This window comes from Psychrobacter sp. UBA3483 (assembly GCF_002377905.1).
Lineage (GTDB): Bacteria > Pseudomonadota > Gammaproteobacteria > Pseudomonadales > Moraxellaceae > Psychrobacter.
Window position 1 is genome coordinate 81,532 of record NZ_DFQS01000056.1, and the last position, 14,711, is coordinate 96,242.

The 14,711-nt window shown below is 43.3% G+C and carries 7 protein-coding genes; 2 read left to right on the forward strand and 5 right to left on the reverse strand.

Annotation, left to right across the window (positions count from 1 at the left end; translation table 11 throughout):
- Nucleotides 1-23 precede the first annotated feature (23 nt).
- Nucleotides 24-674, reverse strand: a complete 651-nt coding sequence (gene leuD / locus B2866_RS10445) for a 3-isopropylmalate dehydratase small subunit (RefSeq protein WP_296193813.1) — start codon at nt 672-674, stop codon at nt 24-26.
- A 54-nt stretch (nt 675-728) separates the two neighbouring features.
- Nucleotides 729-2,147 (reverse strand): 3-isopropylmalate dehydratase large subunit, encoded by a 1,419-nt coding sequence (gene leuC, locus B2866_RS10450; RefSeq protein ID WP_296193815.1) that lies wholly within the window; start codon nt 2,145-2,147, stop codon nt 729-731.
- Between the two features lie 379 nt (nt 2,148-2,526).
- Here leuC and B2866_RS10455 point away from each other — a divergent pair, with 379 nt between their 5' ends.
- Both B2866_RS10455 and putP read left to right on the forward strand, forming a co-directional pair.
- Nucleotides 2,527-3,399, forward strand: coding sequence for a LysR family transcriptional regulator (locus tag B2866_RS10455; RefSeq protein WP_144296455.1), 873 nt, complete (start codon nt 2,527-2,529; stop codon nt 3,397-3,399).
- A gap of 519 nt (nt 3,400-3,918) precedes the next feature.
- Nucleotides 3,919-5,418, forward strand: coding sequence for a sodium/proline symporter PutP (putP, locus tag B2866_RS10460; RefSeq protein WP_296193823.1), 1,500 nt, complete (start codon nt 3,919-3,921; stop codon nt 5,416-5,418).
- Between the two features lie 95 nt (nt 5,419-5,513).
- On the opposite strand, the gene B2866_RS10465 is transcribed toward putP, so the two are convergent.
- From B2866_RS10465 to B2866_RS10475, 3 genes are all read right to left on the reverse strand, one after another.
- On the reverse strand, nt 5,514-7,067 hold the full coding sequence (locus B2866_RS10465) for a porin family protein (protein ID WP_296193825.1): 1,554 nt from the start codon (nt 7,065-7,067) through the stop codon (nt 5,514-5,516).
- A 139-nt stretch (nt 7,068-7,206) separates the two neighbouring features.
- Nucleotides 7,207-11,445, reverse strand: a complete 4,239-nt coding sequence (locus B2866_RS10470; protein ID WP_296193828.1) for a transferrin-binding protein-like solute binding protein — start codon at nt 11,443-11,445, stop codon at nt 7,207-7,209.
- Between the two features lie 763 nt (nt 11,446-12,208).
- The gene (locus B2866_RS10475) at nt 12,209-14,455 is read right to left on the reverse strand and encodes a transferrin-binding protein-like solute binding protein (protein ID WP_296193830.1); all 2,247 of its coding nucleotides are present in this window, start codon (nt 14,453-14,455) and stop codon (nt 12,209-12,211) included.
- Between the last annotated feature and the right edge of the window lie 256 nt (nt 14,456-14,711).

Sequence of the window (14,711 nt, forward strand, 5' to 3'; positions counted from 1 at the left end):
GTATGAAGCGTTTTTGGTAAAGACTAAGCTCTAACCTCATTGAATATCCAAGGCGTTTTTTGCATCATTTTATGCTCATATTCTTTGATGGCGTCGCTTTGTTGCAAAGTCAGGCCGATATCATCAAGACCATTTAGCAAACAATGCTTACGAAACTCATCGACCTCAAAAGCGTACTCTTCACCGCTTGGGGTGATGACCACTTGGCGCTCAAGGTCGGCGGTTAATTTATACCCTTCATTGGCAAACGTCGCTTTCATCAAGGTATCAACGATGGCTTCATCTAGAACGATGGGCAGCATGCCATTTTTAAAACAGTTATTGTAAAAAATATCAGCGAAGCTCGGTGCGATAATCGTGCGAAAGCCATATTCTGAAAGTGCCCAAGGCGCATGCTCACGGCTTGAGCCACAGCCAAAGTTTCGGCGTGCCAGTAAAATAGTTGCACCTTGATAACGCGGCTGATTTAGAACGAAATCTGGATTAACCACGCGAGTGCTACTGTCTTGACCCGGATAGCCTTCGTCAAGATAACGCCAGTCGTCAAATAGATTGACGCCAAAACCGGTACGCTTAATAGATTTTAAAAACTGCTTGGCGATAATTTGGTCGGTATCGACGTTTGCGCGATCGAGCGGACAAACGATACCCGTCTGTGTGTTATAAGCTTGCATAAGATTTCCTATCAAATATATTTATTATTGATAAATAAAGTACAAGGTCAAAGATTAAAACGTACGCACATCGACAAAGTGACCCGCCAACGCTGCTGCTGTTGCCATCGCTGGGCTGACCAAATGCGTACGACCGCCATTCCCCTGACGACCCTCAAAGTTACGGTTAGAGGTTGAGGCACAATGTTCCCCTGGCTCTAGCTTATCGGCATTCATCGCAAGGCACATAGAACAACCCGGCTCACGCCATTCAAAACCTGCATCCGTAAATAAGGCATCTAAGCCTTCTGCTTCTGCCTGCAATTTCACTTGCCCAGAACCGGCTACTACAATCGCTTCTTTAATATTATCGGCAACTTTACGCCCTTTAATCACCGCTGCGGCATCACGTAAATCTTCGATACGTGAGTTGGTACATGAACCAATAAAAATACGATCAAGTTGGATATCCGTAATTTTTTGCCCGGCTTCTAAACCCATATAGGTATAAGCACGTAACCAACCTTCTTCTTGCGCTTCATCAACCGCTTGGTCAGGGGTTGGTACTGACTGAGTGATATCCACAACCATCTCAGGTGAGGTACCCCAAGACACCTGCGGCGCAATCTCGCTACCATCCAACTCAATCACGCTATCGAATACGGCATCATCATCTGAATACAGGGTGCGCCAATAAGCTTCGGCTTGCTCCCACTGCTCCTCGGTTGGCGCATAAGGACGACCTTTGACATACTCAATCGTCGTATCATCGACCGCCACCATGCCGACGCGTGCGCCCGCTTCAATCGCCATGTTACAAACGGTCATTCGACCTTCCATGCTCATGTCTTCAAATACTTGCCCTGCAAACTCAATGGCATACCCTGTCCCGCCTGCGGTGCCAATTTTGGCAATGATAGCAAGTACCACATCTTTTGGTGTCACGCCAGCGCCAAGCTTACCAGTGACTCGGATTTGCATGTTTTTTGATTTCTTTTGAATCAAACACTGGGTGGCTAGTACATGCTCAACTTCTGAGGTGCCGATACCATGCGCTAAGCAGCCAAGAGCGCCATGGGTAGCGGTATGCGAATCACCGCAAACCACCGTCATACCAGGCAAAACTAAGCCTTGTTCAGGACCGACTACGTGCAAGATACCTTGACGCGCATCATTAATGGTAAATTCAGCAATATCAAACTTGCTACAGTTCTCATCTAAGGTCAGTACCTGCAGGCGCGATACCTTATCTTTAATACCAGACACGCCCTCTAAGCGCTCTTTGGTCACTGTTGGCACGTTGTGGTCAGGGCTTGCGATATTAGCCGACAGACGCCACGGCTCCCGATTGGCAAGCTCTAAGCCTTCAAAGGCTTGCGGACTTGTCACTTCGTGCAGCAAATGGCGGTCGATATAAATCAGGCTCGAACCATCATCACGCTTGGTGACTTCGTGAGCATTCCAAAGTTTGTCATATAACGTTTGACCGGCCATATTGCTATCCTTTTATTTACTAATGACTAAATGGCTTATTACTTACTAATGAAGGTATGACTTAATCTATTTGCTGGCGCACTTTAAGTTGCTGTTTACATCTAATATTTAATTAACCAGAGATTTTATAAAGGCAAATATTTTATAATAATGACTATTTATGATGCTAAAAGCTTGTTAAAACAAGTAATAGGCTGTCAAAAATGCGCTTAACAGAATAAATATGTCACAATACGTCTTGATGTCTTGTGATTATAGCAGGCTAATCCTATAATAATAATTGATGATTTTTACATAGTCACAAACTTTTATTTCTAATTCATTTTGATTAGGCCAGCCAACTTTTAATTATAGCTCGCTACTAGCTAAGGACATCGGTGTGAATACCACAAATTTGACGACATTCGTCACGGTTATGCAAACAGGCAGTATTTCAGGTGCCGCAGAAAAGCTGTTTATTACTCAGCCTGCAGTCAGTAAACGTATTAAAAACTTAGAAGACGAATTTAACATCACCCTATTTGATACAGTCGGGCGCGGTATTGTACCGACGCAAGCGGCCAGTGAGATGTTGCCTCATGCCAAACGCTGGCTTGAAGATTATGAGAATTTTAAAATCAATCTCCAGCACTCGCAGCATATTGTCTCGGGCAAACTCGTTATCGGCACTAGCCACCATATTGGCTTGCACCACTTAGCCCCTGTGCTCAAGCATTTTATCCAAGCTTATCCTGCCGTGCAGCTCGAAGTGCATTTTGTCGATTCAGAAACGGCTCATAAAGCGGTGCTCGATGGCGATTTGTCACTCGCATTTTTAACCTTGCCGCCTGTTTACGATAAGCGCTTAACCTATCATACCTTATGGTCAGATCCGCTTTACTTTATGACCGGTACGTTATCGCCTTTAGCGACTAAGTCCAATGTGACGCTCGAGCAATTGGCGCGCTACCCTGCTATCTTACCGTCTGCCAATACCTTCACCAGCCAGATTACCTTAGCGGAATTTGCCAAACACAATCTAAAACCTTATGCCACCATGAGCACTAATCCTTTAGAATCTATCCGCATGCTGGTTTCTGTGGGACTTGGCTGGTCAGTATTGCCGCAAACCATGGTCAGCCAGGATTTGGAACGTATCGATATGGCCGATAATATCGAATTACAGCGTTATTTGGGCGTGGTCATTAATCCAAAACTCACCCAATCTAGTAGCGTAACAGCTTTACTAGATTTGCTTGCGCCGATTGACTAAAGCTTTGGCAAGCGATTATATATTATTCGCTAATCAAGATATTTATTCGATAAACTGGCGCGTTCGCATTTGTGTGACTCATACGTTATAATACGTCTGACGTTGTTTAGATAACATAATTTTACCTGAAACTCACTGATAATCATATATTGAAGACTTCTAGTAATATATGATAGTAAGCAGTAGGTTTGATGGTTTTAAATGATTGGTTATATAAGCGGCTGATATTTATAAATGATGATTTGATGCGAGCAAGTGAGAAAATAAGATTGCGCTACAAGTTTGCCGTTTGCATTTCATCATAACTTTGTAGGTATCAGCCCACAACCACACCAATCATATAAAACTAACAGCAGATTTTGAATAAAAGCCATTATGTCCTACTTAATGGCTTTTTTCGTCTTTAGATTTTTTATCTTGAGATACATTGAGATATGGTTTTTAAGCAGCGTCTTATAAGACTCAATTTTTCTCGTTAAAAATAATGACAGCCAACTATGTTGGTTAAGGACAGTTTATATGAACGGAGTTTCTAGTGGCGTGCTGATATCACTTGGCGCCTATTTCTTAGTGATGATTGGGATTGGCGTCTATGCTTATTTTAAGCAAGCCAATGATACTGAAGGCTATATGCTCGGTGGTCGTAGTCTAGGCCCTGCCGTAACGGCTTTATCAGCAGGCGCATCAGATATGTCAGGTTGGTTGCTCCTTGGCCTGCCAGGCGCCATGTATGCTGACGGTGTGGTCAGCGCTTGGATTGCCATTGGTTTGACCTTGGGTGCTTTTTTAAACTATATCATCGTAGCCCCACGTCTTCGCGTTTATACCGAAGTCGCTGACAACGCCATCACTTTACCCGATTATTTTGCCAACCGCTTTGAAGACAAATCGCATTTACTGCGCGTCATTTCAGCCGTGGTTATTATCTTATTCTTTACCGTCTATACCGCTGCAAGCTTGGTCGGTGGCGGTAAACTCTTTGAAAGCTCGCTCAACTTATCATATAGCACAGGTCTTTGGGTGACCGCTGGTGTCGTCGTCGCTTACACGCTATTCGGTGGTTTCCTAGCCGTATCAATGACCGACTTTGTGCAAGGTATTATCATGCTCTTTGCCATGGTAATTGTCCCTATCGTTGCTTTGACTGACCTTGGTGGCGTTACCGCAACGACCAATGCTATCAGAGCCATCGATCCAAGCATGCTCGATATCACCAGTGGCATGACGGCTTTAGGTATTATCTCCTTGCTCGCTTGGGGGCTTGGTTATTTTGGTCAGCCGCATATTATCGTACGTTTTATGGCGATTCGCTCAGTCAAAGATGTACCTACTGCGCGTAATATTGGTATGAGCTGGATGATTATTAGCCTGATCGGTGCTTGTGTTACGGGTATCGCGGGCCGCGCCTATGTACAGAAAACGGCAATGACTTTAGATGACCCTGAAACCATCTTTTTGGTATTCACGCAGTTTTTATTCCACCCACTTGTTTCAGGTTTCTTATTAGCTGCTATTTTAGCCGCGATTATGAGTACCATATCATCACAACTACTCGTGGTATCAAGCTCATTGACCAAAGACGTATATAAGCTTTTCTTTGATAGAGACGCTCCAGAAGCGCGTCAAGTACTGGTCGGCCGTATCTCAGTTATTGTGGTTGCCGTTGTTGCTATTCTGCTGGCGTCTAATCCAGAAAGCTCGGTACTGAACTTAGTTTCTAACGCTTGGGCAGGATTTGGTGCGGCATTTGGACCTTTGGTTATTTTCAGTCTGACATGGCGTGGTATGAACCGCAATGGCGCTGTCGCCGGTATGGTAGTTGGAGCGTTGACCGTTATTCTGTGGGTCTATGGCCCGTTTGAGATGAATGGCGTGGCATTAAACAGCTGGTTATACGCTATCGTTCCAGGCTTTATCTTAAGTACCATCGCTATCTTTGCCGTGAGTATCATGACTGGTGGTCCAAGACCGTCGGTATCTGCTAAGTATAAAGAGATGGAAATGAACTTAGATAAATAAGCAATTATTATTTACGGTTCTGTTAATAATGTTAATAAAAAGACCTCGCTACGATTAGCGAGGTCTTTTAGTATCAACGTTTTATATGTATTTTATTAAAAAGTCTTTGTTAGTAGTACCGTTGCTGACTTTTCATCACGATCATCATAATAAGCGAAGTTACTAGAAGTCGTTTCATAATCAAATACCAATCTTGGTGTTAAGCCAAGTACAGTAAAATCGCGTTTCCATACTTGCAAACCCAGTGAGGTAGTTTTGTCTTTTCTTCTTGAGCCAGGCTCCCCGCCTACCGCATTATAATAGCCTTTCCAAGCGCCACTGCCTGCTGGATATGCATCAGCGGGGTCTTCGTACTTTTTAATACCGTAGCCTGCTGACGCGAGTGTTGAGATACCGCGTTTCCACTCTCGTCCCCAACCACCGTTAATTGAGTTACGGTCATAACTAATAATACTTGATTTAGGCACATCATTTTGATAATTACCTAAACCGCCATAAAAGTATTCTTTCGCGTCTTTAATATAAAACGCGTTCAAGCCCAAAAACTGTCCATCTGTTTCACGATTTTTATTATCATCATCTTCAAACGTCTCTTTAGACAAGATACCTGTTGCAGATAGCTTAAGCTTCGGTTTAACCCAACGCGAGCCACTAACAGTCACGCCCTTGCGTAAGCTATAGGGATCTTCATCATAATATCGCTTAGTGACAAATGGCGTCAGTGAGACATCATTTTTGGCATCATCATAACCGACGCCAGCGGAAGCGGTAAATAGATAGTCGTTATAATCAGTTTCATCCCAAAAGGCTTTTAGCGAGGCATTACCGCCTATGGTTGCATAAAAATTATCTGGCAAATTAAAGCGCTTATTGGCACTACCAGACACTTGAATACCATTGGCTGATTTTTGCTCTATCGAGCGCCCTAAATCAGATTGAATAGACTTAGAGGGTGCGTCGTTAATATTATTATCTCTGACATAGCTGGCAGAAGCATTAAATTGCCATTTCTCTGAACTATTTATTTGAGCTAACGAGTTTTGTACTCTTGCCATGACAGGCGCTGGTAAATCAACTGACTGGAGTTTGAGAAACTGCTCTTTTGCAGCCGCATACTGCTTATCTGCTTGCATGGCAATTGCCATATTTAAGCGTACTGGGTGAAAGTCTGGATCTGCTGCTAACATCTCACGATAAATTTCAATGGCTTGTTTGTTTTTAGCTTCACTGCGATATATTAAGGCGTCAGCAAACTTAATGAGCATAGGATCATTGGTTTCCAGCGCTTTATAGTGGGGCAATATCTGTTTAACTGTCACCATATCTTGCGCAGCTAAGGCGTCATTTAAGAACTTGCTAAACGCAGCTGGATTGGCTTTTAACGCTTCTAAATTATAAGCAGTTGCTGCAGCGAGTTGTTGACGACTTTTGATGGCGCGTTGTGCTTCTGTGTCAGTGACAGTAGTGGAAGGCGCAGTAGGGTCTGCTACAGCAGTTTGACTTTCACGTTTTAAGAGTTCATCAGCTTGGCTAAGCTCGGGCTCTATGTCTGGTAAATCATCTGGCGCAGCCAGTGATGGTAGAGAAAACGCCATCATTGATAGCAAAATAGAAGCGGTGATAGGTTTGCGCATATATTGATTATTCATGGGTATCCTTACCTAAGTACGATCACTAATTTCCTAAACATTTTTTCAACCTCAATTATCCTAAGGCATTTTAATCGTTTAAGCGAGAAAAAAAGCGCCCTAGGACGCTTTTTTGTTTGTTTTATACAGTCATATTACTTTATTGCTTTTCGGCACCGAAGGTTCCTTGGAACTTGGTACCTGTTCCTGCAATGGTTCCCTTGCCTCCTTGTACTGAGGCATCTTGATAAATACCGCCTAGGAACTTACCTTCTTCACCGTAGAAGCCACCAGCGGTATCGATACCATTCTTATTACCAGCAAAGGTATTGCCCGTAATATCTGCCACGATATCAATCTTATTACCAGAAGGCATATATTTATAATCGGTACCAGTAAATGATAAGGTACCATCAACTGAGCCTTTGACAAAATCGACATTGAAAGCAGAGTTACCTTCAACTGGTACGGTGGACTTATTGTCCGCTAAATGAATATTTTCAATATAAGTGGCCATACCATTATATTGAGCTTTACCGTCATTAACGGTTTTTAGGTTATCCATTCCATACTGAGAGGTTAGATAGCCTTCTACATAAACGTTGGCGGCACGTGAAACATCGCCGGCAAGTGAATTAAAGTTACCATATAAATGACCTACCTGCATCTGACTATCAAAGTTTTCATAAACTGCACTGTAGTTAAACTTAGGATTAAATGCACCCTTACCTGCTTCAACAGTGACTGAACCACCCTTAGTAAGTGATACTGCCAAAGGTTCTCCCACATTTTCAGGCTTAACCATGTCAGCTCGAACTACGCCAGTATCAAAACTTTTGAAGTTATCGCCTTTACGGTTATCTACAGGGACGACGCTACCATTTTCAGTCTTTTTCTCTGTAAAGTCAGATTTATCATCACGAATAGCAACATAACCAATAGCGTTTTCTAATTTAGTACCAACGACCGTCTGTTCTATACTACTCAAGGTTGTTGATTGGAAGCCAGTCATTTTAGATTCTATAGGGTCTGGAACAACTACTACTGTTGGATCTAGCTTGGTAGCTCCGTAAGTTCCTTTGATATAACTCTTACTATCTTCTCTCTCGTAAACACCGCCTAACAGCCCAGCACCTTTACCGTAGAAACCACCTACAGTATTGACAGTAGCTCCTTCCTTGCTAGCAAAGGTGTTGTTAGTTATATCTGCAGCAATATCGACTTGCTTATCAGCAAAATCTAACTCACCTTTCAACGATTTCGCGACAAAATCGACATCGAATTTGGATTTGCCATCAACGGCTATTGTGCCTTTAGCGCCTTCTATATAGGACGCCACCCCATTATAACTGGCTTTACCTTCATTTACGTTGGCAAGCTTACTCATGTCACCAAGGTTTGTAGCGTTACCCTGCACATAAACGTTAGAAAGAGGCTCATTGAATACAATGGTTTGTTTAATATCACCCTTTATATGGCCAATTTGCATTTGATCATCGAAGTTTTTGTAAACTGAAGAGTAACTTAGATTCCTATTACCTATAGTGACACCTGAACGACCTTCAAATGAAGTAGAGCCTTTATACTCTTTGAAACCATTAGTATTACCACTATAAATGCTATCACCAGCTCCTTTATCGGCTCCTCTAAGGGTTAGCTCAATTGGTTTTATAGAAGACTTGCCATCGACTTCATTAGTATAGAACATTATTTTATCGTAACTGTTAGCGTTATTCTCAAATATACCGTCTTTCTTACCTACCGAAGTACTTTGGAAGCCAGATATTCTAGAATCTGGAGCACTAAATGCATTAGCAGCATCTAAAGCATCTTGCTCAGCAGCTTCAGCTCTTGCAATCGCCTCATCTCGTGCAGTTTCAGCTTTAGCCTTAGCTACTAACGCTTCATCTTTAGCCTTGTCGGATTCAACTTTGGCTGCCAACGCTTCATCTTTGGCTTTCTCTGCAGCCGCTTTGGCTACTTCAGCTTTTTCTTTAGCTGCTTTTTGTTCAGCAGCATCGCCTCTGGCTTTGTCTGCAGCTACTTGCGCTGCAGTGGCTGCATTTTCTGCAGCCGCTTGAGCTAACAATGCAGCCTCTTCAGCAGCTTTTGCAGTCTCTGCGGCGGCTTCTGCTGCCGCTTGAGCGGCTTCTGCGGCGGCGGCCTGCGCTAATGCTGCAGCCAGTTGATCTTCGCCATTACCAGCATTTGCTAAGTTCTCTTCTGCTTTTACCAAGGCTTCTTGAGCTTTAATGGCATCCGCTTGGGCTTTGTCTGCAGCCGCTTGAGCAGCAGCCGCTTGAGCTTGAGCAGCAGCGATGGCTGCATTGGCTTTATCAGCATCCGCTTGCGCTTTTACCGCCGCTTGTTCTGCTGCGGTTTGCTTGTCACTCTTGGCACCATAGGTACCTTGAGCGCCATTACCTTCGTAAACACCGCCTAGGTACTGGGCGTCACCACCAAAGAATCCACCTTCAGTGAGATAGCCGCCGTTAGCGTCTGCACTACCTGAGAATTTGTTGCCGTTGATACCAGCGGTGAGACCAATCTTACCGGCGTTAGCGAAGCTAAGATCACCTTTTACGTTTTTAGCAACGAAGTCGGCCGTAAAGACGGAGGTGCCAAACTCGATGGCATTGCCAATGCCAAGCTTGCGATAGGTAGCATCCCCTGTGTAACCAACCTTACCTTCTGTTGGCATGTTGGCCGCTTGGGTGGCATTACCGACGACAGCAGCACCGTTAACGGGTAGCTCAAGACCACTAAAGGTCGCGGTACCATCAATATGGCCGATGCGCATGTCATCGCCAAAGTCTTTATAGGTTGAGGTATAAGCCAGTGGTAGTTCTTGACCAAGTGCCGCAACAATGGCGTTGTCTTTATGGGCTTTAAAGCCGTTTGAGCCTGAAACGGCTGTGTCGCTATCACCTGAGGTGGTGATGGTAAGTGCGCCTAGTAAGCCTGGGGTGCCGTCTGGGTTTTGAGAGGCAATGTCTGCGCGGGCAACGACGCTGTTCTCATCCGCGCTAAAGTCACGGGTGGTGGCGTTATAGACTTTGTTTAAGGGAACCACATTAACATTGAGTGTCTGAACGCCAGACTTAGCGGCTTCAGGTGCGTTTTTGATTTGAGAGGCAGCTAAGGCAGCTTCGGCGGCCTGTTGGGCAGCTTGGGCAGCAGTGACTTGGGCCTCGGCTGCGGCTTGCGCTGCGGCTTGTGCTTGCTGTGCTTCTGTGGCTTTAGCGTTCGCTGCATCAAGGGCAGCTTGGCGACGATCCACTTCGGCTTGGAGGGCTTCGGTGTTGCCACCGCCATTTGCTAAGGCGGCATCTAGTGCTTCTTGGGCGGCAGCCAGTTCTTCTTGGGCAGTCGCAAGCTCACTTTTGGCTTTATCCGCTTCTTTCTGTGCAGCGGTGGCCTTGGCTTTTTCATCTGCAGCCAACTTATTAGCAGCATCTGCTTGCGCTTTGGCATCTGTGGCTATTTGTTCTGCCTCTTTCTTAGCTTTTTCCGCTTCTTCTTTAGCAGCTGTTTCTGCCTTAAGTGTGTCTTGTATTTCTTTAGCTTTAGTTTCTGCTAAGTGAGCCCGATTATCGGCGGCTTTCACTTTTTCCTCAGCATTTTTAACTTTCTCTATGGCTTCAGCAGCAGTTTTTTTCGCAGCATCTACTTGTTGTTTAGATGCTTTCGCAGCTGCTTCAATTTTCGCTACTGCTTCTACTCTAGCCGCTTCTGCCGCCGCTTTTGCCTGTACTACTTCTGCTCTTGCGATATCTATTGCGATTTTTCCAGCTGCAGCAGCTTTCTCTGACTCTTTTCCAAACCTTTCTTCTGCAACTTTTAATGCTTCTTCGGCTGCTTTAGTTTTGGCCTCTGCTACTTTAAGTGCTTCTTCAGCCGCTTTAGTTTTAGCCTCTGATACTTTGATGGACTTTTCTATTTCATTTACAGTAACAACTACCCCTGTGTTACTACTAGTTCCACTGCCACTGGTTCCACTGCCACTGGTTCCACTGCCACTGGTTCCACTACCACTGCTTCCACTACCACTGGTTCCACTACCACTGGTTCCACTACCACTAGTTTCACTGCCACTGGTTCCACTGCCACTGGTTCCACTATCACTGGTTCCACTACCACTGCTTCCACTACCACTGCTTCCACTACCACTGCTTCCACTACCACTGCTTCCACTACCACTGCTTCCACTACTACTGCTTCCACCCGCATCTACTGTCGGCAAAATAGGTGATGGTTTTGTGACCACTGTGTCCCCACTACCGTCTGTTGCACATGAGGACAAAATAATAGCGGTTAATAGAACCACACTCGCTTTAAGCGGAGTGGTTAGATTTTTTGCTGTCGATACAGCTGAGATTGAATGACGGTTAGGTGACATTCGTCTTCCTCCATGAAGAGTTTATGATATTTTCTAATCCATTAGGCAGAACATTTATCTAGTAACTTGAATAGATAAACAAATTAGCTACAAAAAGTCAAACATTATTAATGAAATATTGTCTGCTGTAACATCCAGTTACTAACTAATATTCTTTAAAGAGGATATTCATAGAATAATACGAATTATCAAGAGAGCAGCTTCATCGATAGAATCAACTTCTTTAGTACAAACTGTAAGAATAAAGCTGAATTAGAAGCTTTTTTTATGTAAAAAAATTATAACCATGATACTGTGACGAGTAGAAATTGATTATTTCTCTACTAACCAACTGAATTAAATGAGGTATTACTAAGGGAGCTTATTAAATATTCGTTAAATTGAAGTTAAAATCATTCGCTATTACAAATATGATGCACCTTAATGGCGTTCAAAATATATACCGAGAAGCTAATGGCAGAAAGGCTATATAGCAAATTTCTCAGATACCAGGCGTTTGGTTAAATGTAAAAATTGAAAGGCTTACTCATCGAATAATTGAGTCAGCTACTATATTGTTGATTAATGCTAAAGAATTTGATACTGAGTTTACATACAATAGTTTATTTATATAATTATATTATAATAATACTTTAAAGAATCTTTATTTTAATATTGGACATTAGTCAATCAATAAAAGATACATATTTGTTTCTCTTTATTATATTTAACAAAAAAAGCGCCCTAAGGCGCTTTTTTATTTAAGATTATGTATTTCATAAATTTACTGCTTTTCAGCGCCAAAAGTGCCTTGGAAAGTGGTGCCTGTACCTGGTCCTGTTCCTGAACCACCTGGTTGTAATGCCTCTTGATAAATACCGCCTAAGAAGTTGGCATCCTCACCATAGAAACCGCCTGATGTTTGAACATTACCTTTAGTGCCAGAAAAAGTACTGCCACTGATATTGGCACTGATGTCAATGTTCTTATCTATATCATTAAATACTAAATTACCTTCCAATGAATCATTGACAAAATTAACATCAAAGTTTGACACACCATTCACTGTTGGGCCTTGGCGGTTTTCAGTATCATTAAAGTGTAGGTTATCCATGTAGGTGGCAACACCAGTATAAGAAACCAGGCCATCATTGATATTATTATCAATGTTATATTGAGACAACGCTTTCATGTACTCCATATCTTCGTTAGCAGTTAGGTTACCTTCCACATAAACGCTTGAAACACGAGCAGAACGAAGAATACCAAGCGCTATAGCATCACCATATATATGACCAATTTGCATCTGATTATTGAAGTTTTTATAAACAGAATCATACTTAAGATCTAACGGTGCAGAAACTACATTTGTCTGTACAGATGCTTTCCCTTTATAATTCTTGAATCCATTACCACCAGTATAATCAGCATCATTAGCCGTAGCAATTACTGCTGAAACTGGTTCTAAAACTGTGTTAGCCTTAGTTAAATCAGCACGCGCTATGATGTTTTGATAATCATTGGCGAAGTTATTGCCATCATTGGTATTTGTAAAGCTACCATCACCTTTAGGATCAGTACCATCTTTTGGCGCTTTATTATCAGTATCATTCCAAAACTGTCTAAATCCAATAGCTGTGCCATTCGATAATGTAAAACTTTGAGATCCTGTAACGTTTGCGTCAGGTTCAAAAGTGTCATTTACGGATGGTTCTGGAGGTGGCTCAGTCGGATCAACTGGATCAACTGGTATGCCATCTTTCTCTGCACCAAAGGTACCTTGTGAGCCGTTACCTTCGTAGATACCACCGATGAAGTTAGCATCTTTACCGTAGAATGCGCCTTCGGTATTATAGCCAGTATCGTCAGCTGCAGCACCAGAGAACTCATTACCAGTAATATCTGCTGATAGCCCAATTTGACCAGCTTGAGCAAATTTAAGCGTGCCATCAACTTTACTAGCGACAAAGTCAGCGGTAAACTCAGAGCTACCATATTCAATAGCATTGTCTAGACCAACTTTACGATTGGTGGCATCACCCGCATATTCGAACTTACCTTCTGTCGGTAGCGTTGCTGTTTTATTACCCACTACCGCAACACCATCTACAGGAACTGTGATCACACCACCAGCCGTAACTGCACCATCAATATGGGCAATGCGCATTTCGCCATTATCGCCAAAGTCTTTATAGATTGAGGTATAAGCCAAATCACCTTCGCCCAATACGTTGGCTGTACCTTCATAAGACTTAAAGCCACTTTCCGTGTCAGCGTCATTATCACCTGAAACCTGAATTGCTACTTTTGGTACTTCTAAAACACCTTCAAGCGCTAGATCAGCACGGGCATCGACATCTGAGGTGCTACGGATAGCAAAATCACGGGTCGTGGTCGTTTTTACCCCTAATTGTGGATTCAGCGCGCTAGCGTCCACTGCTAGATGCTGCACACCTGACCGCTCTGTTTCGATATCAGACTCGTATATTGCACCTGTGTCACCGCCAGTATCGCCACCTGTGTCACCGCCAGTATCGCCACCTGTGTCACCGCCAGTATCGCCACCTGTGTCACCACCTGTGTCACCACCTGTGTCACCACCTGTGTCACCACCTGTGTCACCACCTGTGTCACCGCCAGTATCGCCACCTGTGTCACCGCCATTTTCTCCGGCTGGACCAGTGTCGCCTTTATCGCCTTTATCGCCTTTATCGCCTTTATCGCCTTTATCGCCGTCTACTCCATCTTGACCAGCAGCTCCGGTATCGCCTTTATCGCCTTTATCGCCTTTATCGCCTTTATCGCCTTTATCGCCTTTATCGCCTTTATCGCCGTCTACTCCATCTTGACCAGCAGGACCAGCTACACCAGGCATGCCTGTGGCACCGGTGGCACCAGTAGCACCGGTATCACCGTCAATGGCACAAGATGCTAAAATCATTGATGTTAAAAGAACAATACTAGCTTTGAGGGGAGTCTTTAACTTTTTTGCTGTTGATAAAGCTGAAACTGAATGAATGTTAGGTGACATTCGTCTTCCTCCATGAAGAATTTATGATATTCCGTTGAGTACCGATTAAAATCTAGTACTGCTATAGATAATCAAAAAACCTACATAAAGTCAACTATTATTAACGAAATATTGTTGGATGTATTATTTTGTTACTATTTAATGTATAAATACAAGAATGCTTGCAACATACCTAACAGTATTTGATTAAGAGTATTCTTATCTTAGAAAATAATGATAAGAGTTTAAAAAGCAAAAAAGCACCCTAGGGCGCTTT